The sequence below is a fragment of the Peribacillus sp. SIMBA_075 genome, assembly GCF_046534585.1.
On the sequence record NZ_JAWRYN010000005.1, the window covers coordinates 167,695 to 188,746 of the forward strand.

General features: G+C 39.9%; 24 protein-coding genes. 3 read left to right on the forward strand and 21 right to left on the reverse strand.

Going from position 1 to position 21,052, the window contains the following annotated elements:
- Positions 1 to 53: 53 nt before the first annotated feature.
- The 8 genes from ablB to SB775_RS06685 form a co-directional block, all read right to left on the reverse strand.
- Positions 54 to 902, reverse strand: a complete 849-nt coding sequence (ablB, locus tag SB775_RS06650; protein WP_410860954.1) for a putative beta-lysine N-acetyltransferase — start codon at positions 900 to 902, stop codon at positions 54 to 56.
- Positions 903 to 982: 80 nt separating this feature from the next.
- On the reverse strand, positions 983 to 2,254 hold the full coding sequence (locus tag SB775_RS06655; RefSeq protein ID WP_410860955.1) for a peptidase: 1,272 nt from the start codon (positions 2,252 to 2,254) through the stop codon (positions 983 to 985).
- A 9-nt stretch (positions 2,255 to 2,263) separates the two neighbouring features.
- Complete coding sequence (locus tag SB775_RS06660; RefSeq protein WP_089364044.1) at positions 2,264 to 2,929, reverse strand: 3-oxoacid CoA-transferase subunit B; 666 nt, start codon at positions 2,927 to 2,929, stop codon at positions 2,264 to 2,266.
- A complete protein-coding gene (locus SB775_RS06665) occupies positions 2,896 to 3,585 on the reverse strand; it encodes a CoA transferase subunit A (RefSeq protein ID WP_061466113.1) in 690 nt (229 codons plus the stop codon). The genes SB775_RS06660 and SB775_RS06665 overlap by 34 nt, the downstream gene beginning before the upstream one ends.
- A 23-nt stretch (positions 3,586 to 3,608) precedes the next feature.
- Positions 3,609 to 4,973 carry an aspartate aminotransferase family protein gene (locus SB775_RS06670; RefSeq protein ID WP_410860956.1) on the reverse strand — a complete coding sequence of 455 codons (1,365 nt, stop codon included), beginning with the start codon at positions 4,971 to 4,973 and terminating at the stop codon, positions 3,609 to 3,611.
- Between the two features lie 177 nt (positions 4,974 to 5,150).
- Positions 5,151 to 5,480, reverse strand: coding sequence for a hypothetical protein (locus SB775_RS06675; protein WP_089364046.1), 330 nt, complete (start codon positions 5,478 to 5,480; stop codon positions 5,151 to 5,153).
- Positions 5,481 to 5,701: 221 nt separating this feature from the next.
- Positions 5,702 to 6,676 (reverse strand): S66 family peptidase, encoded by a 975-nt coding sequence (locus SB775_RS06680; protein WP_410860957.1) that lies wholly within the window; start codon positions 6,674 to 6,676, stop codon positions 5,702 to 5,704.
- A gap of 355 nt (positions 6,677 to 7,031) precedes the next feature.
- The gene (locus SB775_RS06685; RefSeq protein ID WP_081108834.1) at positions 7,032 to 7,184 is read right to left on the reverse strand and encodes a YjcZ family sporulation protein; all 153 of its coding nucleotides are present in this window, start codon (positions 7,182 to 7,184) and stop codon (positions 7,032 to 7,034) included.
- A 305-nt stretch (positions 7,185 to 7,489) separates the two neighbouring features.
- On the opposite strand from SB775_RS06685, the gene SB775_RS06690 reads away from it, so the two are divergent.
- Positions 7,490 to 8,578: an SGNH/GDSL hydrolase family protein gene (locus SB775_RS06690; protein ID WP_176431996.1), complete on the forward strand. Its 1,089-nt coding sequence runs from the start codon at positions 7,490 to 7,492 to the stop codon at positions 8,576 to 8,578.
- 53 nt (positions 8,579 to 8,631) lie between these two features.
- Here the strand turns inward: SB775_RS06690 and msrB are convergent, their stop codons facing one another.
- Positions 8,632 to 9,060: a peptide-methionine (R)-S-oxide reductase MsrB gene (gene msrB / locus SB775_RS06695; RefSeq protein ID WP_410860958.1), complete on the reverse strand. Its 429-nt coding sequence runs from the start codon at positions 9,058 to 9,060 to the stop codon at positions 8,632 to 8,634.
- Positions 9,050 to 9,541 (reverse strand): peptide-methionine (S)-S-oxide reductase MsrA, encoded by a 492-nt coding sequence (msrA, locus tag SB775_RS06700; protein ID WP_410860975.1) that lies wholly within the window; start codon positions 9,539 to 9,541, stop codon positions 9,050 to 9,052. Before msrA ends, msrB begins: the two co-directional genes overlap by 11 nt.
- 221 nt (positions 9,542 to 9,762) lie before the next feature.
- Between msrA and SB775_RS06705 the strand changes: the two genes are divergently transcribed.
- Positions 9,763 to 10,503 (forward strand): DUF4397 domain-containing protein, encoded by a 741-nt coding sequence (locus SB775_RS06705; protein ID WP_410860959.1) that lies wholly within the window; start codon positions 9,763 to 9,765, stop codon positions 10,501 to 10,503.
- Between the two features lie 54 nt (positions 10,504 to 10,557).
- Here the strand turns inward: SB775_RS06705 and SB775_RS06710 are convergent, their stop codons facing one another.
- The 11 genes from SB775_RS06710 to SB775_RS06760 all read right to left on the reverse strand — a co-directional run bounded on the left by SB775_RS06710 (position 10,558) and on the right by SB775_RS06760 (position 20,413).
- Positions 10,558 to 11,142 carry a YpmS family protein gene (locus tag SB775_RS06710; protein WP_061463612.1) on the reverse strand — a complete coding sequence of 195 codons (585 nt, stop codon included), beginning with the start codon at positions 11,140 to 11,142 and terminating at the stop codon, positions 10,558 to 10,560.
- Entirely contained in the window at positions 11,139 to 11,981 is an 843-nt protein-coding gene (locus tag SB775_RS06715) for an SGNH/GDSL hydrolase family protein (RefSeq protein WP_061463616.1), read from the reverse strand. The genes SB775_RS06710 and SB775_RS06715 overlap by 4 nt, the downstream gene beginning before the upstream one ends.
- Before the next feature lie 273 nt (positions 11,982 to 12,254).
- Positions 12,255 to 12,845, reverse strand: a complete 591-nt coding sequence (locus SB775_RS06720) for an SCO family protein (RefSeq protein WP_061463618.1) — start codon at positions 12,843 to 12,845, stop codon at positions 12,255 to 12,257.
- 152 nt (positions 12,846 to 12,997) lie between these two features.
- Positions 12,998 to 13,840: a DegV family protein gene (locus SB775_RS06725; protein ID WP_061463620.1), complete on the reverse strand. Its 843-nt coding sequence runs from the start codon at positions 13,838 to 13,840 to the stop codon at positions 12,998 to 13,000.
- Between the two features lie 212 nt (positions 13,841 to 14,052).
- Positions 14,053 to 14,403, reverse strand: a complete 351-nt coding sequence (locus SB775_RS06730; protein WP_410860960.1) for a DUF2535 family protein — start codon at positions 14,401 to 14,403, stop codon at positions 14,053 to 14,055.
- Between the two features lie 1,325 nt (positions 14,404 to 15,728).
- The gene (gene tatC, locus SB775_RS06735; RefSeq protein ID WP_061463622.1) at positions 15,729 to 16,481 is read right to left on the reverse strand and encodes a twin-arginine translocase subunit TatC; all 753 of its coding nucleotides are present in this window, start codon (positions 16,479 to 16,481) and stop codon (positions 15,729 to 15,731) included.
- A gap of 85 nt (positions 16,482 to 16,566) precedes the next feature.
- Positions 16,567 to 16,758 carry a twin-arginine translocase TatA/TatE family subunit gene (locus SB775_RS06740; RefSeq protein WP_061463624.1) on the reverse strand — a complete coding sequence of 64 codons (192 nt, stop codon included), beginning with the start codon at positions 16,756 to 16,758 and terminating at the stop codon, positions 16,567 to 16,569.
- Between the two features lie 192 nt (positions 16,759 to 16,950).
- Positions 16,951 to 18,219, reverse strand: coding sequence for a threonine ammonia-lyase IlvA (ilvA, locus tag SB775_RS06745; RefSeq protein ID WP_089364058.1), 1,269 nt, complete (start codon positions 18,217 to 18,219; stop codon positions 16,951 to 16,953).
- Between the two features lie 149 nt (positions 18,220 to 18,368).
- Positions 18,369 to 18,854 carry a dihydrofolate reductase gene (locus SB775_RS06750; RefSeq protein ID WP_061463629.1) on the reverse strand — a complete coding sequence of 162 codons (486 nt, stop codon included), beginning with the start codon at positions 18,852 to 18,854 and terminating at the stop codon, positions 18,369 to 18,371.
- On the reverse strand, positions 18,851 to 19,645 hold the full coding sequence (locus SB775_RS06755; RefSeq protein ID WP_061463631.1) for a thymidylate synthase: 795 nt from the start codon (positions 19,643 to 19,645) through the stop codon (positions 18,851 to 18,853). Before SB775_RS06755 ends, SB775_RS06750 begins: the two co-directional genes overlap by 4 nt.
- 57 nt (positions 19,646 to 19,702) lie before the next feature.
- Positions 19,703 to 20,413 (reverse strand): anthrax toxin lethal factor-related metalloendopeptidase, encoded by a 711-nt coding sequence (locus SB775_RS06760; protein ID WP_250211673.1) that lies wholly within the window; start codon positions 20,411 to 20,413, stop codon positions 19,703 to 19,705.
- Between the two features lie 212 nt (positions 20,414 to 20,625).
- On the opposite strand from SB775_RS06760, the gene SB775_RS06765 reads away from it, so the two are divergent.
- Positions 20,626 to 20,880, forward strand: a complete 255-nt coding sequence (locus SB775_RS06765) for a hypothetical protein (protein ID WP_410860962.1) — start codon at positions 20,626 to 20,628, stop codon at positions 20,878 to 20,880.
- Positions 20,881 to 21,052 lie beyond the last annotated feature (172 nt).

The window sequence follows — 21,052 nt, forward strand, 5'->3', positions numbered from 1 at the left end:
ATGTATATGAGGAAATGCCAAAAACTTGTCATGAACCGCCTAAAAATGAGCATTCAAGTAAAATTTTTCACCCAAAGGTTCATGTCTTCCAGTTTATCTAAGATATAACAATTATTGGCCAAACGTCCGCGGTACGAGTATCCATGCTGATGCAATGCAGCATTCATACCGAATGAGAGCGACCGGGCAATTGAATAGATACAAAAAATCCCATGCGAAATAAGATAGTCTTCTAGTGCGGAAATCAAGTGTTTCATCAAACCATACTGCCGATGTTCCGGCAATGTTGCACAATCAGTGATTTCCGCATTACGATAAAAAGAATCAATTTCTGCGGAAGCAGCACTGACGATTCTCCCTTCATGAACAAAAACATAAAAAACCGTTCCCTTTTCCATGCACTTTTTCACATATGACGGATCATTCATCGGAGTGGGATACACTTCGAAGACTTTCCCATACAATTGTGACAGCTGAAGTGCATCGGTAACTTCCGCCATACGGCCTTGATAAGCTGAAGGTGGATCATCTAGTCCGGTTTTTATCGGCAGACTCTGAATATCCGAGAGGATTTGATCTTCCTTTTCCCATTCTTCACTGTTTCGCCTTTCATTCCTCTTATATTTAACAAGGAAGAAACAATCGCTTCCCAAAAAGAATTTATCAATGCTTCCTTCATATAAAAAGCCCTGGGCAAGTAATTCCAGAACGTTTTCCTTGCGTGACTTGAAGATGATTTTCTCCGCTGACATACCTTTAGCTACCTTCAGAGACTCCTCTACGCATTCTTGAAAATGACCTAGATAATCATCAACCCTGACCCGCTTATTAAATTGGTCGATCGTGATATGTATTGTGCACCTTTGCTTTTGAATTCTTTTTTCAATCATTCCCGTCTCCATTTGTCTCACTCCTTTCACATCAATCGATCATTGTAAAAGAAGGCCTGACCCCTTCTAGAATCAGACCCCGGGGAAAATAATTATTGCGGTTCCACGCCACACCATTCAATTATGGTCAATGCGATGATTTCTGCAACCTCCATCATTTTATTCACTTCTATATATTCGTTGGAATCATGGGCCATTTTTGTTTCCCCTGGTCCAAATACAACTACGGGAGTCGAACCAACCCCTGAAAGATACCCTCCATCCGTCGCCCAAGGGGACGCTTCGACAAGCGGGGCTTCCCCCACCACTTTTTCATAGTATGTGCCAATGGTTTTCATAAGCGGATGATCCATTTCGAGATTGCCAGGGAGCCATCTGGCCCCAAACCATTCTAATTCAATAGGTTTTTCTTTGAACCATTCATCACTCTGGTTTAAAGCATCTATTCGCTGTATTAGTGATTTCTGTGCCTCTTCCATGGTCTCTTTAGGTGCGACACCGAATCTTCCTTCAAGTACGGCTATATCCGGCACGGAAGAAGGCCAATTCCCACTTTGAATGCTACCTATGTTGATCGGAATGGGGATGGGTACATTTTTATAGAGTGAATGACGGAGTGACTCATTCCGTTCTTGTTCAAGCCTCTTGATTTCTTTCATTACACTAACCGATTTATCAATTGCACTGACTCCTTCATACCTCGTGCCTCCATGTGCAGACTTGCCCTTTATTTTCAGTCGAAACCACATCGAACCTTGCTGTAAAGGAAATAGTTTCATATTGGTAGGCTCCGGAATGATTGCCCCATCAGCTTCGTACCCTCGGATGACTGCCGCAAGTGTACCGGCACCACCGCTTTCCTCCTCAATCACACTCTGAAAAATCAAATCCCCCTTTAATTGGATTCCAGATTCGACAATCGCTTCAATGGCTAGCAATAAAGAAACATTGCCGCCTTTCATATCTGTCGTTCCCCGCCCGAACACTTTTCCGTCCATTAACTTGCCGCTATACGGATCATCATGCCATGCTGCATGATCTCCTTCAGGAACTACATCAATATGGCCGTTTAAAATGAGGGATTTCCCCTTGCCGGTTCCTCTTTTAATAGCCACAAGGTTCGGATTCCCTTTAAAATCCCTGCGGTCACAATAAAAATGGGGATGTTTCCTTAATTGTTCATCCCCGATTTCCCATAGATCTATTTCAAGACCCAGTTGTCTGCACTTCTCGACCACTATGGCTTGTGCACTTCCTTCTTGCCCCCTTTTACTCGGTTCCTGAACCAGTTTTTGCAAAAGCTGAATCCCATTCGTCCTTGAATCATTCAACCATTTTCTTATTTTTTCCTCATACATATCCATTCTCCTCTCTCATTCTTTTAAAATATGGATGTTTTCTGAGACGGTAAACAAGGCTTCGGTCCGATTCCTGATTTCCTGAATACTGAACGGTTCAAATACATCAGTTAATAAAAGGCCTTCCGAATTTACAGAAAACACCCCTAGCTCAGTGATGATCATATGTACGCATTTCTTGGCGGTTAACGGCAACGTACATTTTTTGACTAATTTAGACATGCCCGCTTTATCGGTATGTTCCATTAAGACGATGACCTTTTTTGCCTTTGCAGCCAATTCCATGGCACCGCCCATGCCTGGCACCCGCTTTCCCGGGACAATCCAATTAGCGAGATCCCCCACTTCACTTACTTGAAGGGCTCCAAGAATCGTGATATCAACCCTGCCGCGCCGTATCATCCCAAATGCAACCGTACTGTCGCAGTAGGAAGCCCCCGCTCTAATGGTGATCGGCAGCCCCCCAGCATTGCAAAGATGGGCATCTTCTTTACCCTTTTCAGGAGAACTGCCAATACCTACAAGGCCATTTTCAGCATGAAACATAACCTTATGGTCATTCAAAAGATGATTCGGTACAAGGGATGGAATGCCAATTCCCAAATTGACCAGCATCCCATCGCTTATTTCTGATGCTGCCCGTTTCGCTATTCGATTTCTATCTTCGGTTCCCAAACCCATTTCCAATCGACTCCTTTTGATGGAATGATATAATCCACAAAGGCACCCGGTACAATGATGTCCTCTGGATCCAAAGAGCCAAGCGGAACGATTTGCATGGCTTCGACTATAGTGATTTGTCCGGCCGTAGCTACAAGTGGATTCGTATTCCTGGCGCTTTTATCAAAGATGAGATTTCCATAAGGATCTGCCATTTCTGCATAAACAATGGCAATATCGGCAGTTAATGCAGATTCCACCAGATAATTTTTCTCACCTAGCTTTACTGTTTGCTTGCCGTCCCGGACGAAATCAGCCTCAATTCCAATATCAGTCAATACCCCACCTAGCCCCATCCCCCCGGCCCTGATGCGTTCGACAAGCGTCCCTTGCGGAGAGAACTCCACTTCGAGCTCTCCATTGTTCATCAATAGTCCTGCATTTGGATTGGAACCGATATGGGAAACGATGATTTTTTTCGCACGGCGTTGGGTGACAAGTTTTCCAATTCCTATATCAGGGAAACCTGTATCGTTCCCAATCAAGGTTAAACCCTTTATACCTGACTCCAAAATCAAATTGATCAATCCTGGAGGTGTCCCTATGCCACCGAACCCCCCATACAGGATGGACTGATTATCTTTAAAGAGATGGCGGACATCCTCCAAACGACAAATCTTCTGGAATGTATTTTCCGGCACTATGACTCACTTCCTTGTTGTGCTGGACGTTTTCCTTTGGATTCATTGAATTGCTGAAAAGTTATATCGATCCGCATTAACAATTCTGCACACTCCTCTTCCGATATCGTTAACGGGGGGGAGATGATGATGGCTGCCCCGGTCACACCGTCAAGGCCTGCCGCCGCGGGATACAGCAGTATTCCATTCCTCATTCCCAATTCAATGATTTCATTGGTCACATCAGCCTCCTTCGGAAATGGGGACTTCGTGGCTTTATCCTGAACAAATTCGATGCCAATCAATAAACCCCTGCCACGTATATCACCGATAAAGGAATACTTCCCAGCTAACTTCTTCAGGCCCCTAATTAGGTCCTTTCCCCTATCGGCTGATTTTTCGACAAGTTCATTCCTCTCGACATATTCTAAAACGGCCAAAGAAACCGCACACGATAATGGATTTGCACTAAGCGTATGGCCTCCGATAATTGACTTCGAGCCTTTGATTATTGGCTCCATCACGTTTTTGGTCATTACTGCGGCCGCTATCGGGGTATACCCGCCACTCATACCTTTACCAAATGTTACGATATCAGGTTCCACATCCCAATATTCGGAAGCAAGCATCCTACCGGTACGTCCAAATCCAGTCATGACTTCATCGGCAATGAATAAAATATCATTCTCTTCGCAGATTTTCTTGAGTTTTTGAAAATAACCATCAGGAGGAATAATGGCACCTCCGGCTGCTCCAATAACAGGTTCTGCGATGAAAGCAGCTATATTTTCACTGCCAATACGCCGGATCGACGCTTCCAATTCAGAAGCACAGGCCATACCACACGTATGGGGATCAAGTTGGAGTGGACACCGGTAACAATATGGAGGAGATACAGAAGGATATGATTCAAGTAAAGGAGTAAATCGTTCCCGGCGAATCGGATGGCCAGACATTGAAAGAGCCCCCATCGTGATACCATGGTAGCTCATCCACCTCGATATGACTCTCTGTTTCTTGGGCTTCCCTTTTTCCTGCCAATGCTGGATGGCAATTTTCAATGCAGTTTCAGTCGCTTCGGAGCCGCTGTTTACAAAAAAGCTATATGTCAGATCCCCTTTGGTCAATTCAGCAATTTTTCCGGCAAGATTCTCTGCAGCTTCACTGGTAAATTGGGAACGATATACAAATGAAACCTGTCGAGCCTGTTTTACCATCGCCTCCATGATTTCCTGGACGCCATGGCCAATATTGGCAGTAACAGCACCGGAAGAAGCATCAAGGTAATCCTTTCCTTCTTTGTCGTATAAAAACACTCCCTGACCATGACTGATAGTCGGGTAGGTTCCTCCCAGGACCGGCTTGATCAATGAGGACTGCTCCATAAACCCACACACTCCTTCTCTTTATAAACAAATGCATTATTGTAAAGTGTATGTCCAGATGAAGGCAATCTTGCTAAGGAAATTGACCTATGCATGTAAACGGATAAATTTCTTGGTTTCATGTTCGGAAAAAAATAGGAACAAAAAAAGTGTATCCACAAGAGATACACTTTTTTCTTACAATACGCTATTTAGTTTTTCTTCACGAATTGACTCCAAAAAACTTTCATCCTTTAAAACAGCCAGCACATTTTTATAAAAAGCAGTTTTATCGATAACTGATGTATGTACATATTCATACTCTTTTAAAGACGGATGACGCAAAACATTTTTCATGCAGGAATGACAAACTTTTTTGGTTCCTAACTTATAGTAGTTCAAGTTACTTGCATCCCCATTAGAAGTGTCTTCGTTACAGACGAAACATGTATGGCTCACACGGCCTTTTTTATTATACTCGGCCAAAGCCCCTTCTAAACGAATGGATGCGGGAATTGTTAATAACACATAATCACCTTTTCTATTTTAAATCTCTTAGTATTATATCAGAAAAATATAGAATTTGAACAATTAGACTCATATTCCCTAATAATGCTTGTAAAATAGGACTATTTCCAGTGTTGGTAAGCGGAAAGACTCCTAAAATACTCCAAAATGAAAAATACATTTATACATACCCTGAACAGATAAAACACCGTCCACTTTTTGAACGGCGTCATCAAATTGTATCATGAATGGATATGGATCGTTGCTTTTCCGTTCTCCACTTTCATTACTGCATTTGCACCAACCGGCACCGTCACAAATGGATGTACATGACCAAAATTGGCATTAGCAATGACGGGTATCCCATTTATCTCCTTTTTGGAAGCAATGATTTCCTGCAAAGCATATTCAGTCATTCCCGAATCCTTTTGGAAACGGCCTATGACGATTCCTTTAATCCCACTTGCATCTGGCTGATGCAGCAAGGATTGTAAATCCCGGTCAAAGCTGAATGGATGGCTTTCTTCGTCATCTTCTATGAAAAGGATACTGTCCTTTAAAGAAGGCATAAACTCTGTACCTTGCAATAGATTGAGTGTACAAAGGTTTCCCCCAATGATCGTCCCAGCCGCTTCGCCTTCCTGAATGACCATATATCCAGCATTCGGGTGGAAAGTTCGGTCATCCTGTTCTAAATGCCAAGAGTCATCACTCCACGTTTCACTTGGATCAAGATAAAAGCCTTCACTTTCAGTAACAGCCTTTTTAAAATATTCCATCGTATATTCCAGACCAGCCTTCATCCCGAACGTCGAGAAATGAGGGCCTGAGTATGTAGTTAAGCCTGTTTTTTTATGAATGGCCAGTAAAATTGCGGTTATATCACTATACCCCATCAACACTTTTGGATTTTCCTTTATCAACTCGTAATCGATATATCGTAACAATTGGTTAGCGTTATACCCCCCGATGGCTGTAAAGATTCCCTTAACATTCGGATCCCTGAAGGCCTCATGCAAATCCTCGACCCGGTCTTCAATCGAATTCGAGAAAAAGTCATCATGGAACAAAGCCGTTTTACCATATGTCACTTTAAAACCAAGCTCAGTCAATCTTTCTTCTGCCAATCTGCGCTGTTCCCCTTTGACAATCGCCAAACTTCTTGAGGGAGCAATAACGCGAATTTCATCCCCTGCTTGTAAATGGGAAGGTTTCATATCTTTATCCCCCTAAATTAATTACATCTGTCGTTATTTTAGCAGAAATGGTGAATAAAGAACAACCAAGACTCTTAAGTACTGAAATTCCCTTTTCCAATCTTCCCTGCAAAAAAACTGGGAGTCATAATTTCCTTTCGAATCCTTTTGGCGCCGTTTTCCTCATCATTGGCATCCTCTCGTCATTCCCGTTGTACCGTATTGGAAAAAGGAATGGTTATGTATTGCCTGTACTGTATATATCCTTATCCTATCAGTAAACAATTATGGATTCTGTAAAGATTCCCAGTCAAACCACCAAATTCCCTGCATAAAGAAAAGACCAGCTTTATCAACTGGTCTTTTAGTTATTCAATTAGCAACAGAATGAAGCACCGATGATAATCAACAGAATGAACAAGACAACGATTAATGCGAAGCCTGATCCAAATCCGCAACCGCCACCGCAGCCGCCACCGAATCCACCACCATAACCAAATCCTCCACCATATCCACCATATCCGTACATTAAGTTCCACTCCTTTTAGAATTCTGATTTCTCTTTACACCTTACCATATGTCATTACGCCCGCCTCGGTCTGTGCATTTGCCTATTTTTTTGAATTTAAGAAAAAACTTCTCGAATCAACACCTTCAGAACCGTTATACATACAATAGGCGAACCACAAAGAGCAACATAAAAAATGTCAAAAAAACGTTTTATATTTATTGTGTTAAAATTGGGATATAATAAGGAAAAAACACTTCTTAGCCTCTTTAAGCTATCTCATTCCTATATAGATACATAAAAGGTTAATACGGGGGAACATAATTTTGAAAAAGAACGCAAAATCCTTCATCCCTTTCGCTGCAATCGCCACGATCCTTCTCATCTGCTATGTCCTTCAAAAAGCTCCTAAAACATATGGATCAGATGATTCAGTAAATGTTTATCAAAAATTCCAATCAGGCCAGCCCATTCAGTATCTCGTTATTGGTGACAGTATCGGAAGAGGGTCAGGAGCTGAAAATCCTAATCTAACATGGTTCAAACAGTTAGAAAATATGATGATCAAAACCAATGATATTCCTTTACACGGAGAGTACGTTGTCCAAAGCGGATCCACTGCTTTTGAAGGTCTATTTAAGCTTTCCCAAAGAAGGCAGCATGATCATAAAGATTTGATATTCTTCATTTTCGGTGAAAATGACCGCAAATATATGAATGTCGATGATTTTACCATGACATATGAAGCTTTAATGAGAAAGGCAAAACGTCTCAACCCTAATGCTGAATTGTTCACAATAACAGAGAGTTCCTTGAAATATGAGGAATTTGCATCAGCCATCGGACTTTTATCCAAACATTATGGTGCAACTAATGTGGATATGCGTCCAATATTCAAAGATTCAGGATATACGGAAAAGCAATTGACCAGAGATCTGATTCACCCAAATGGGCTGGGTTATCAATTTTATGCTAATGCAATTTATGAACGCTTCCTGGATAATATAAAACGTGGGAAGACTGTTGCAGCCCTTCCATCTAAGCTTCATGCCCATTCTGATATTAAATTATCGGAGATTGACCACTATGAAAAAATGAACGGTTTCCGTCCAAGGGGCGGCTATTTTACTAGTAGTGAAAAGGGCAGTGTGATTGAATATAACTTCAATGGAAGTATGCTTGGAGTGAAGCTGCTCAGGAGTCCCGATGGCGGGGAAGTTAAAGTATGGATCGATGGAAATGAAACCACGACTTTGAATACGTGGTGGCCGTTTGCCCGTGAAAGATATTTATTTGTCACAAATGGGCTTCCTCCCGGTTCACATAAGGTCCGTTTTGAGGTGACTGGCAGAACTAAAGCAATGGATCTTACCATCATTCCATATGTCCGGATCGCATCGATCATCACCGATTGAATCCTATCCAATAATAAAGCCCCCCCTATCATTATCAGGTAGGGGGGTTCCATTCAATCAAAAAGCTTTTTGTATTCTCCGAGTCCTTCTTTTTCCAGATCTTGGAGCGGGATGAACTTCAATGAGGCAGAATTGATGCAATAGCGTAATCCCGATGGTCCCGGTCCATCATTGAAAACATGACCAAGATGAGAATCGGCAGTTTTTGAGCGGACCTCGATTCTTCTCATACCGTAACTCGTATCGAGGTTTTCCACCACTTCCTCTTCCTTTAGCGGTTTAGTAAAGCTTGGCCAACCGCAGCCTGAATCAAACTTTTCCTTTGAAGTGAAAAGAGGTTTACCTGAAACGATGTCCACATATAACCCTTCCTCCTTCAAGTTCCAATATTCATTGTTAAATGCTGGTTCCGTACCATTATTTTGCGTTACCTCAAATTGAATCGCTGAAAGTTTCTGTTTTAATTCTTCTTTACTTTTCATTTTTTTCCCCCCAGTGATGTTTTATAAATGCTTTTCGGCCTGAGCCAATCGAATATCTTTCATAATGCTCAGGTTGCTTTTTATAATAATGCTGGTGATATGTCTCGGCTGGATAAAACGCTTGAGCTGGTATTATCGGCGTTACAATCGGTTTGGAAAATTTCCCGCTCGCCTGCAGCTTAGCTTTGGATCCTTCAGCAATTTTACGTTGGTTTTCGTCATGATAAAAAATGGCCGTTTGATAAGAACTTCCCCGGTCATGAAACTGCCCTCCAGCATCTGTCGGGTCAATTTGCTGCCAAAACATCTCGATTATTTTTTCATATGGATATACGCTTGGATCAAAGGTGATCTGAACAGCCTCATAATGTCCCGTGGTTTCAGAACAAACTTCTTTGTAAGTAGGATTTTCCGTAGTCCCGCCCGTATAACCCGAGATAACGGATTCGATGCCAGGCTGCTCATCGAACGGTTTCACCATGCACCAAAAACATCCACCTGCGAATGTAGCTTTCCCAAATTGCTTTGTCAAATGAAAATCCCCCTTTTTTACAAACAAACCATTGAATGCATTTTAACGCTTTTATTTTGCCCTGTAAAATAATATGCCGATAAGTCCCTAATAACGAAAATGGTCCAGACACACGTCCAAGCATATCACCATATGATGAGATCATTATGGAAAAATGAGAGGTGTAAGAAATGAGCGATAAACAATCATATTTACAAAAAGCGATAACTTATGATTTACTATCGTCTTATTATAAATACAGCAATCCGCATTTGCATGATTATTATTACCATAAGCATTTGAAAAGTCTCAAAAAAGAAACACAACAATTGAGATTTGAACAAATGAATGTCATACTGCCTGCACAAGTTCGCATTATTCATGCTGCCCCAACAGCTCCATCGTTTGATGTTTATTTAAATGAAATGCGTATTCTTAAAAATTTCTCATTTAAAGAGAACAATGATTATTCGACATTCCCCCCTGGCAATTACCAATTGGATATATACCGCAGCGGGCAAGGCACCTCAATTTTGAGCCGTAAAGTGACGCTTGAAAGCGGGAGGTCCTATACTGTAGCCGCTACCTGGGCTAACGGGTCGTTGAATATGTTAACTTTCGAAGATCATCCGTTTGTTCCTCAAAATGAAGCCAAGGTTCGATTCATCCACCTTTCAGATGATTTACCGTCGGTAGATATTGCCGTCAAAGATGGTGATGTCGTTTTTGAAAATCTCCATTTCAGGAAAGCAAGCGAATATCTTAATTTACATCCCATGATAGTCGACTTTGAAGTGAGGAAAGCTGGGACAAAAGAGGTTGCGCTTCATTTACCAAATAATAGTTTCTACAAAAATACTCCCTCAACCATTTATTTAATCGGATTGAATCGGGAACCATCCACGCTGGAAACCGTAACACTCTCTCCATAAATGAATAAAAAACCAGGATGAATTGATCCTGGTTTTTTATTCATTTACTCCCTATCACTGTAATGATGATGGGATGGTCAATAAAAATGAAATGTCGTCATTTTTAAGATCGAATTTTTTCGCCTTGACCCTAATGTCACTTTTCAATTCCATATCCTGTAATGAGACATAAATACTTTTGTCATTTGGGTTGATGCTTACCCAATCCGGCATGTTATAACGCTCATTTATTATATTCATTACATATGAAACAGGTAGGTTCATTTGTCCGATGGCAATTGATTTTTGCTTTAAGATCAAATCCCCATTTTTTTGGGCGATTGGTTCAAAAGTCAATTTCATTTCCACTTCACGATTGAAAAATGGCATTGTACCGTATAACTCGACTTCATCTGTTAAATATACTTCGTAATGAATGGATCCCGTCAGGCCTTCCTTATCAAGATACTGGTTAATTAATCTTGTCAGATCTTCCCGATTCGTGTGAATTTGAAATTGGATATCTTCTTCGTGGCTTACTTTTGGTATCAGTTCTTTATCTTTAGTCGGCAAATTAACTAAGATCAAAACAAACACGATGACCAGGATGTTTAAAGCTAATAGGGAAATAAACATAGTCTTCCATTTGATATTTGTCATTCTTGGTCATCATCTCCTTTGGCACTCGCTTCCAATGTGTCCTTTCCGATAGTGGTAATATCCATATCATTGTAGATTCTTGTCGCGATTAATTCATATCCGCGGTCATTTGGATGAAAATAATCCTCATCATAAAGCAAATCCTCTTTGGAATCCTTGAAAATATCTGCTATTTCAATAAAATAGGCTGAATCATATTCTTCAATAATCTCTTTCCCGCTTTCATTCCAATCATTCATGATCATATCAAGTTCATAAAAATCTGCGAACCATTTGGAAAAGGGATTATATACGCCCACCAGGTAAATTTGGGCATGATCATTTTCGGAACGGACCTTATCGAGTATTTGCCTCAATCTTTTTTCATACCCTAATTTAGCCGAATCAAACTGATTCAGTTCCAAATTGGAGAAATTCTGTTTAAAGACCTTCATGATATCATTTCCACCGATCGTGACAACAATCGAGTCAGCTTGTTTTATGTCTTCTTTAATCCTAGCTTTATCCAGTCTTTTCAATAGTTGGTCGGTCCTATTTCCACGTATGCCATGATTAATCATCTCAACGGAAGTAATCGATGGTTCTTTTACCAGCTTATTTTGTAAATAAGGCAGATACCCGCCATTATCTTTACTATCACCGACACCTTGAGTCAAGGAATCGCCTATCGATACGATTTTCACAGGGTCCGGAAAAAAGCTGGCAGGAATTGTTTCCTTTTTACTCAGCTCAACTCTGCTTTTCTGCTGAATAGTTGGCTGATTTGAGGCCGTTTCACTTTGGCCGCAGCCTGAAATCCAAACTAGGCATATGAAAAGACAGGTGATTCTGTACCTCATGACCCTCACCTTCCTACCCATGTATTATATCATGAAGAAAACGAATAATTGCAAACAATATACCTTACTTGAGCATTCCTTACTATACAATATGAAAAATGCAAGGAATAAAAGCTAGTCCTATAAAATTTAGCATGTACTGAGCATGTAAAATCATTCTTCACTTCTCCTGATTCTTCAAAACCACTTACCTCATTTTCACCAGCGTTAATGGGTCCTACCAGAAATCCGTATGAATAGATGAAAACAGAAAGAACAGGTCATTTAACCTGTTCAATAATTCTGTAAAATTTTAATATGCTTAATAATTTCATCAAAGGGAATATCCTGCAGACCTGTATAATCCTTCATGATCTTTCCTTTTTGATCAATTAGAAAAAAGCTGGTCCCATGAATCACCTGATCTCCCGTCTCTGGTTTTTTGACGATTAGTTTAAAGTTATCCCGTGCAAACTGCTCGATTTCTTCCTGACCATAACCGGTTAGAAAATGCCAATTGCTGTAATCGACATTAAATTGGTCACCATACTTTTTTAAAACATCAGGCTTGTCAATCTCCGGGTCGACAGAAAATGAAACGAACTCAACATCAGATATACCCTCATCCTTCAATTGCTGCTGCAGTTTCGTCATATTGGAAGTCATGGGCAGACAGACCGTCTTGCAGCTGGTGAATATAAAATCCGCAACCCAAACCTTACCTTTTAGATCACTTTTTGAAAAAGCTTTACCTTTCTGATCAATGTAACTAAAATCCTCAAGATCCCAATTTTTGGCATCAGGTACACCATTGGAACCGCATGCTGTCAACAGCAATAAAATTGATGCCCCCATAGCTGCCATACGCAAACGCAGCTTTCTCATCCCTACCCCGTCCTTTATGTATAAAATATTCTGTTACTTTATTTATTCTAACAGACCAATAGGAATGAGGACAGCAACACTTTTACGAATTTAAGACAATTTTACAAATGAAAGACATCTCCAGTACGCAATTTCATGCAGATTTATCCTTATCAGTCCCAATAATACATGATTGCCATGGCGCCTTCACCTGTATGGGTACTGACAACGGCAGTGGTTGCTTCTATCTTTATGTCTTGATACCCTGTTAAATCTGCAATGGCCTGGCGGACTTTATCTGCGATTTCAAAACCATTTGCATGTACAAAACCAATGCCGCTAATTTTTTTGCCTTGTGTATCTTCTTTGAATTTCTTAATGATGAACTTCACTACCTGTGACTGGCTCCTGGCTTTGGATACAGGATTCAGGACACCATCGTCCAGAAGTGCAATCGGCTTTATGTGCAGCAGTGAACCGATAAATGCAGAAACTTTGCCAATCCTTCCGCCTTTAACGAGGTTATCAAGTGTTTCTATGACAATGATTAAACTTGACTGCTTTTTAATGTGTTTCAAGCGATCGATTATCTCTGCTACGGATTTCCCTTCCTTCGCCATCTTCGCTGCCTCGATCACCTGGAATGACATTGCTTTTGAAATGAATTTCGAGTCAAAAACGGTAACCTTCGATTCAGACATGCTTGCTGCACTTTCCGCTGAGCGTACAGTGCCGCTCATGCCACCTGTCATATGAATGGAAATAATCTCACTGCCGTCTTTTCCAAGTTCATTATATACCTCCACAAAGGTACCTGCGGCTGGTTGTGAGCTTTTTGGAAGTTCTTTTGATCGGTTCATCCTTTTCAGGAATTCTTCTTGTTCTATTTCAACCTTATCCAAAAAAGTTTCCCCATCTATATAGATCGATAAAGGAACCATTGTTATATCATAATATTCTAGTTCTTCCGGTGTCATATCAACTGTTGAGTCTGTTACTATTTTTACTTTATTCATGATTACACATCCCTAATTAACATATCTATTGTATTATACCTATTAAAGGTAAGCATTCAAACCAAATGTTATCTTTTTCAAGTGAGAGAATACTCATCTATTGAAATGATCACAAAAAAAAACCGACCCATGAGCTAACCCGAACGCATGCCGATTAACACGGCATTCGTGGTACTCTTTTATCGGAGAAGTTAGCTATGGGTCAGTCCGCATCACGCATTATTGAGTAAGCCCCCAAAGAAAATCTTGTTATAAACGGGCCATTTGAGTACGGATGCTAAGTAATGCTTAAATGAGTAATTTTCTTTATGATCTTTATTAGCAAAAACTTTCTTTACAAATACTTCCAAACGCACGGTCAACATAAAAAAATTCGGATCACTAGGCAGTAAGACAGGTATTTCTGAAATGGTGACCTTATGTCCAAAACAATCTTTGAATTCCAAGCATTTGAACATCAATATATCAATCCTCATTTTTAACCGATTGCTTACATTATACACAATAAATTCAAAAATATAAATATTCAAATGTGTAAAAAACAGACAAATCAAGCTTGACATCGATTAAAAAAAGGACCCATAAGTGATATTATCCCCTTAAAGTTGAAAGTGTAAAAAGTCCATGAAAAAACATGGATGTTACACTATTACTTGGAGGGGACTTTATTATGGCTAAAAAAGGGGGATGAATTTTAACTTATTCCAAGGAATTCAAGTTCCAGGTTGTCCAAAGTTATATAAATAATTGGGGCAGCCAATCTGCTATTGAAGGAAATATGATCTTAAAAGTAGGCTGTTTTCACATACTTTGTTGCTATTTACCAGGTAGTGAGTTGTGGTTGATTTGCCCTCCAGATGCTCGCTTTCCGCAGGGCGGGCGGTGAGCCTCCTCGGCGTAAACGCCTGTGGGGTCTCACCTGTCCCGCTGCTCCCGGAGTCTCGCACTTCCGCTCCAATCACCCTTAAATAGTTTCGTTTTAAAAACAACAATCTTTACGAAAAGAGCCTAAAAGTAAAAACGCAGTTAATGGATTGGGTGCGAAAATATCAAGATACTGACGGTTTTTTTAGACTCAACGGGAAATAGCAGTGGTAACAAGGGCTAAAAAAAACCCGTAGGGGTCGGTTTCTCATAAAAAAAATTCGATAGCGTGGAAGAAGTATTGGAATACTAAGGCCCAGGTGCCTTACTTAAAAAAGCAGTATCCAACTATCAGGAGGCTCCTTTTTCAGACGAATAAGTACGAGATTATTGAAGGACTACATTCTCCCTTCAAAGTAATCTGGCTTATTGTCATTGCTCAGTTAAATCGCTCCAGCTACTATAATTGGCATTCAACAAATACTCAAAGACAATTCCGTCTTTCAAAGGACGATAAATTCGTGAACGGATACAACAGATTAACATATAGCACAAGGAATAAGGTTACCTCGCATGACAATTACCCTTACGAGAGAATGCTTTTTTGTGAACCACAAAAAAAGAGATGTATACGGAACAGATTAAGGATTCCAATACACATCTCATGTTTATCATCCTAGGCTTCAACAGGCAGGTGCCCATCGGCAGCCACTCTCGCAAAGGAAACTGCCATGACAACGCCTGTGTCGAATCATTCTGCTCTCATTTTATATCTGAAATGTTTTATCTCAATCATTTTCAAATAGAAGAAGAACAGATTCTAGCAATTAAAATTTACATCTTTCCATAACGCAAACGTTTCCAAAAACGAATGAACCATCGAGCTCCGATTGAATATCGAATCTCGATGGTTACCTAGTCTTTTTTAAACTGTCTACTTGAAGGGGGTAAGTCCAATAAGGGATCTTTTTTAAGTGTCCATTATTCGGGATACTGCAGGCCAAATGCATTCAAGGGTCTTTTTTTACAAACCCTCCTCGTTGTTTAATGCTTCTTCCCGCAAACTTTCACGCTTCACCCTGCGTTTATAGACAACTTTAGATAATGAAATACTGATTTCGTATAATAACAGCAGTGGAACCATTACCATAAAGTCTGACATAAAGTCAGGCGGCGTTATCGATATCGCAATGACAACCAGTACAAAGTAAGCATACTTCCTTAGCTTTTGAAGCACATAAGGATTAATTATTCCTATGGAGGTCAAAAACATGGTAACAACAGGAAGCTCAAATAAAATAGCAAAAGGTATCGTCATATTAAATACGAATGAAAAGTACTTATCCGCTGTAAAACTGGTTATGAACATCCCATCGCCCAATTCAATCAAAAAGTGAAGAATGGTCGGGAAGATGACAAAATAACCAAAAGCAAGCCCTCCGATAAAAAGCAAGAAAAGCGCTGGAATATAGGCAAGGGTCGCCCTCACTTCATTTGGCATCAAAGCGGGTTTAACGAATAACCAGATTTGCAGAGCAATTACCGGTATCGTTGCTGCAATGGCTACGACGCCTGAGAGCATAAAGTAAATCCAGATAATATCACTTGGTCCCAATACCATCAGGTCAAAATCTAGATCCTTCACGAACCATTTATAAATCTCTTCTACATAAATAAAACTGGCAATAAAAAAGATGACAAAAGCAACAGCTGTAATGATGAGCCGTTTTCTCAATTCATCGAGATGATCGATAATATTTAATTCTTTATCTTCCAAAGTTGATCACGCCTTCGTCTGAAAATCCGTATCTTTGTTCCAGCAAAAAGGCGCAAGACGATTCCATCTTACGCCCAGCATTCAATCATTCATGATTTTTTTGTTGTATTTTTTTATCCTCTTCATAATCATCTTTTGTTAAGTCACTCGTGGATTTTTTAAATTCACGAAGTGTCTGTCCAAAAGCACGGCCTATCTCTGGAAGTTTCTTCGGTCCAAAAATAATTAATGCCAATATTAAGATGAGAATTAGACCAGGTACTCCAATGTTCGACATGGATACATCCCCTTTGGTGTTGTAATTATCCCTACCCCGATTATAATACCACTTCCAACCAATTGAAAGAGCACTGGCAATTCGTCATAGAATGGTAACAATTATCGACAGTAAGCCCGGATCGACTGGGAGGTAGAATAAAATGTAAAAACATAAGAAATATTCTATCCTAATTTAACACTTTGTCCATGATTAAATCAATAAATGAAATAAATTACTGTCCTTATTGACTTCAACGAAAGAGAATCCTTTTTTGTTCATTCTTAGAATGAGACCTTCATAATCATTCTTATCTTTCAGCTCAACACCAACAAGGGCCGGCCCGCTTTCTTTATTGTTTTTCTTCGTATATTCAAAACGGCTAATATCGTCATTCGGTCCTAACACCTCATCAAGGAATTCCCTTAAAGCTCCAGCGCGTTGTGGGAAATTCACGATAAAATAATAAAGCAGTCCTTCATATAATAAGGATTTTTCCTTAATTTCCTGCATGCGCCCAATGTCGTTATTCCCTCCGCTGACCATGCAAACAACCGTTTTGCCTTTGATTTGTTCTTTGTACAAATCCAAAGCAGCTACAGATATAGCCCCTGCCGGCTCAGCGACAATCGCATGCTGATTATATAAATCGAGAATCGTCGTGCAGATTTGCCCTGAAGGAACGACAACGATATCTTCCAGGTTTTCCTTACAGAGCTGATATGTCATCTGCCCCACACACTTGACAGCTGCTCCGTCAACAAATGTATCTATGCTTTCAAGTTCAGAAACTTTTCCTTCATCAAAGGAGTATTTCATCGAAGCAGCACCAAGCGGCTCCACTCCAATGCATTTCGTTTTTGGTGAAACCGATTTGAAATAACTTGATAATCCGGCCATTAAACCGCCACCGCCGATAGCTGCAAATACATAGTCGATTCCATCTTCACAATCATTCAGGATTTCTACGGCCGTTGTACCCTGCCCTGCGATTACCTTTTCATCGTCAAATGGATGGATAAAGGAACGTTCTTCTTTTTCACAGCATTCCATCGCCTTGGCAAATGCATCATCGAATGTATCTCCAATCAGGATGATTTCCACATTATCCCTACCGAATAGCTGAACTTGATCGACTTTTTGCCTTGGTGTCGTAGCAGGCATATAAATCTTCCCGTGGATACCTAATTGACTGCATGAAAACGCAACTCCCTGTGCATGGTTTCCTGCACTGGCACAAACGACTCCATTCTTCGTCTCTTCCCCGGTCAAGCTTTTCATTTTATAGTAAGCCCCTCTTAATTTAAAGGAACGTACATGTTGAAGATCCTCGCGTTTTAAATATACATTACATTCATATTTTTCAGAGAGCCTCTGATTTTTTTGTAAAGGAGTGTGTAAAACGATCTCTTTTAGTTCTCTATAGGCAATTAGAATATCTTCCAATTGGATCCCCCTATTCATGGATGCAGTCTGATTCATAACAATACCTCATTTCCTTCCTAATCGATTCAATCATTATAGCACTTTACTGGCATTAATGTAATTGATTTTTCTAAAAATTCTTTCTTTTGTTCGTTCCATACAAAAAAATCCGATTATGGTCATTTTTCCATAATCGGATTTATCGTTTATTTTTTTTGTAGAATAATAAAATCATGTGCATATCGATTTTTTTCATCGAGGCTTCCTGGGTTTGAAGAGATTTTATCCCATTCATTTTCATCAATCACGGGAAAGAAAGTATCACCTTCAAAGGTTTCATGGATTTCCGTTATATACAGGCGATCGGTATAAGGAAGGATTTCCTTGAAGATTTCGGCTCCGCCAATAACGAATACTTCATCCCTACTGTTGTCTGCAAACGTTTTGATCTCTAAAGTATCATGTAAAACTAAACAGCCTTCCGCTTTATACTCCGGATTACGGGTAACGATGACATTTTCACGGCCAGGAAGTACCCTTCCGATTGATTCAAATGTTTTTCGGCCCATGATGATTGGATGGCCCATCGTCACTTTTTTAAAATACTGCAAATCTGCCGGTAAATGCCATGGCAGTTGATTATTATTCCCGATTACACGGTTTTGATCCATAGCGACTATCAACGATATCATATGCTAACCTCACCTTTTATATGGGGATGAGCTTCGTAATTTTCCAGAACGAAGTCCTCGAAGCTAAAATCAAAGATATTTTTCACTTCCGGATTTATTTTCATGATCGGCAATGGTTTGGGATCACGTGTCAACTGCAGTTCAACTTGTTCAAGGTGGTTAGAATAGATGTGGACATCCCCAAAAGTATGTACAAATTCGCCAACTTCCAAATCACACACCTGGGCGATCATCATTGTTAATAGCGCATACGAAGCTATATTAAAAGGAACACCTAAAAAGACGTCTGCTGAACGTTGATATAGCTGGCACGAAAGCTTGCCATCAGCCACATAGAATTGAAAGAATGCATGACAAGGTGGCAAGGCCATTTCGTCCAGTTCCCCAACATTCCAAGCACTCACTATCAGCCTTCTTGAATTTGGATTCGTTTTGATTTGTTCAATCAATTCACTGATTTGGTCGATTTGCCTTCCATCAGCCGTTCCCCAAGAACGCCATTGATGGCCATAAATCGGACCTAATTCTCCCTTTTCATCAGCCCATTCATTCCAAATGCGCACGTTATTTTCCTGAAGGTAGCCAACATTTGTATCACCCTTCAAAAACCATAATAGTTCATGGATAATCGCTTTTAAACTAACCTTTTTCGTTGTAAGTACAGGGAATCCATCTTTTAAATTGAATCTCATTTGATATCCAAAGGTACTGATCGTTCCTGTTCCCGTACGATCTCCTTTTTGAGTGCCATTCTCGAGCACATGCTTACATAAATCTAAATATTGCTTCATGATAAACCACCTTTTCTTCTTTCATTCTCCTTATTTTAACGTATTATAGTCCAATGGTTAATCTAATTGTTTAATAAAATTATAAGTCTCGGGTGCTTTTTGTTTAAGTAATTGGTTTTGTTCGAAATTCACGTAAAACATGGCAAACGTTTCTGCAAAGTATTCCTCAGGGTAATTGGAAAAATACGACTGTCCAGGGAACAGTCCATTCACTTCCTTACCCCAAATCTTCAAGAAATCCATGTCTTCACGAATCCCACCATAAACTATATTATCAATGGAATGCCCTAACTCATGCAGTTCCAAATTTACGGAGCCATGCCCTTTACCTTTATCGCTCGCTCCGATTTTAACCAATACAGTATGAGATCCTCCCATCCCAGGCACATCATCCCAAGTTGTTTTTTTATTCAAATAACCACGCGGCGTTTTCCCCTTTAATTTAGCCGCAGATCGATTTTCAGTTAAAGAACCATTAAAGAGTTTGATCCTTACACCGCTGTCAGCAGTTTTCACTAAAAGGGAATGAGGCAATTTATCAATGGTTCCTACAATTTTCAGTGCTTCCTTTTCATCGTATTCCCCTTCTGGAAATAAAAATATTCTTTGTAATTCTTTATTATCCTTAAAAAATTCAGCTTGTCTTAAAAGGTTATCTTTGGGCAAATTCCGCCATTTTACTCCTTCATCCTTCGCTAGGGAATAGGAGAGCATTGAGAGGAGAAAGGCAAATAATGCAAGTAAAGTTAACCATTTTTTACTTTTCACAATCTTCTCCCCTTTCTTCATTTCTCATAATCGTTATGTATTTTAAAGTCTCTGAACCTCCCACACTATTATATTAGTATAACATATTAACTTAGTGTAAAAACTCTATGTTTTTATGGTAATTTTGTCGCAGCTCTACCTTGAGAAGAACCATTTTTCCAGTCTTTTCATATATCAATAGTATATAATTGTATAAGGTTTAGGGTGATTGCATGGAAACCAATAATAAAAAAGCCAGCTTTAATGAGAACCGGGAACTTGCTGATGAAGTCCTTGATATCTACAGTTTGAAGGTGTTCATCATTCTCGACCTTTTTCTGTTCTCCATTTTCTTTGGCCTGCTACTGCATCCACTACTCCCTTCTCTTTGGCTTACCTTCTTATTGCCTTTGCTTTTCTTCACTACATTTACCGCCCTTCTTCAATTACTTGATATTCTCCAAAAAAAAAGCAGACATCATTTTTGATGTCTGCTCAGTTTGTAGACAAAAGGGGTTCGGAATTAAAAAATTCCGAACCCCTTTTTGAGATTCCCTTTGAATTTTTTCCTGAAGTTAGGAGGTTGGGGCTCTACGAGCCCACTATGTTAGGCCATTTTTGGACCTCGCCATGTCCAATTGGCCATCTTCTTTAAATTAA

What these genes read in the sequence shown, in the direction of transcription:
- ablB (WP_410860954.1), bottom strand. Translation starts at nt 902, where the DNA reads ATGGAGACGGGAATGATTGAAAAAAGAATTCAAAAGCAAAGGTGCACA.
- SB775_RS06655 (WP_410860955.1), bottom strand. Translation starts at nt 2,254, where the DNA reads ATGGATATGTATGAGGAAAAAATAAGAAAATGGTTGAATGATTCAAGG.
- SB775_RS06660 (WP_089364044.1), bottom strand. Translation starts at nt 2,929, where the DNA reads ATGGGTTTGGGAACCGAAGATAGAAATCGAATAGCGAAACGGGCAGCA.
- SB775_RS06670 (WP_410860956.1), bottom strand. Translation starts at nt 4,973, where the DNA reads ATGGAGCAGTCCTCATTGATCAAGCCGGTCCTGGGAGGAACCTACCCG.
- SB775_RS06680 (WP_410860957.1), bottom strand. Translation starts at nt 6,676, where the DNA reads ATGAAACCTTCCCATTTACAAGCAGGGGATGAAATTCGCGTTATTGCT.
- SB775_RS06685 (WP_081108834.1), bottom strand. Translation starts at nt 7,184, where the DNA reads ATGTACGGATATGGTGGATATGGTGGAGGATTTGGTTATGGTGGTGGA.
- msrB (WP_410860958.1), bottom strand. Translation starts at nt 9,060, where the DNA reads ATGAAAAGTAAAGAAGAATTAAAACAGAAACTTTCAGCGATTCAATTT.
- msrA (WP_410860975.1), bottom strand. Translation starts at nt 9,541, where the DNA reads ATGGTGAAACCGTTCGATGAGCAGCCTGGCATCGAATCCGTTATCTCG.
- SB775_RS06705 (WP_410860959.1), top strand. Translation starts at nt 9,763, where the DNA reads ATGAGCGATAAACAATCATATTTACAAAAAGCGATAACTTATGATTTA.
- SB775_RS06710 (WP_061463612.1), bottom strand. Translation starts at nt 11,142, where the DNA reads ATGACAAATATCAAATGGAAGACTATGTTTATTTCCCTATTAGCTTTA.
- SB775_RS06715 (WP_061463616.1), bottom strand. Translation starts at nt 11,981, where the DNA reads ATGAGGTACAGAATCACCTGTCTTTTCATATGCCTAGTTTGGATTTCA.
- SB775_RS06720 (WP_061463618.1), bottom strand. Translation starts at nt 12,845, where the DNA reads ATGAGAAAGCTGCGTTTGCGTATGGCAGCTATGGGGGCATCAATTTTA.
- SB775_RS06725 (WP_061463620.1), bottom strand. Translation starts at nt 13,840, where the DNA reads ATGAATAAAGTAAAAATAGTAACAGACTCAACAGTTGATATGACACCG.
- SB775_RS06730 (WP_410860960.1), bottom strand. Translation starts at nt 14,403, where the DNA reads ATGTCAAGCTTGATTTGTCTGTTTTTTACACATTTGAATATTTATATT.
- SB775_RS06740 (WP_061463624.1), bottom strand. Translation starts at nt 16,758, where the DNA reads ATGTCGAACATTGGAGTACCTGGTCTAATTCTCATCTTAATATTGGCA.
- ilvA (WP_089364058.1), bottom strand. Translation starts at nt 18,219, where the DNA reads ATGAATCAGACTGCATCCATGAATAGGGGGATCCAATTGGAAGATATT.
- SB775_RS06750 (WP_061463629.1), bottom strand. Translation starts at nt 18,854, where the DNA reads ATGATATCGTTGATAGTCGCTATGGATCAAAACCGTGTAATCGGGAAT.
- SB775_RS06755 (WP_061463631.1), bottom strand. Translation starts at nt 19,645, where the DNA reads ATGAAGCAATATTTAGATTTATGTAAGCATGTGCTCGAGAATGGCACT.
- SB775_RS06765 (WP_410860962.1), top strand. Translation starts at nt 20,626, where the DNA reads ATGGAAACCAATAATAAAAAAGCCAGCTTTAATGAGAACCGGGAACTT.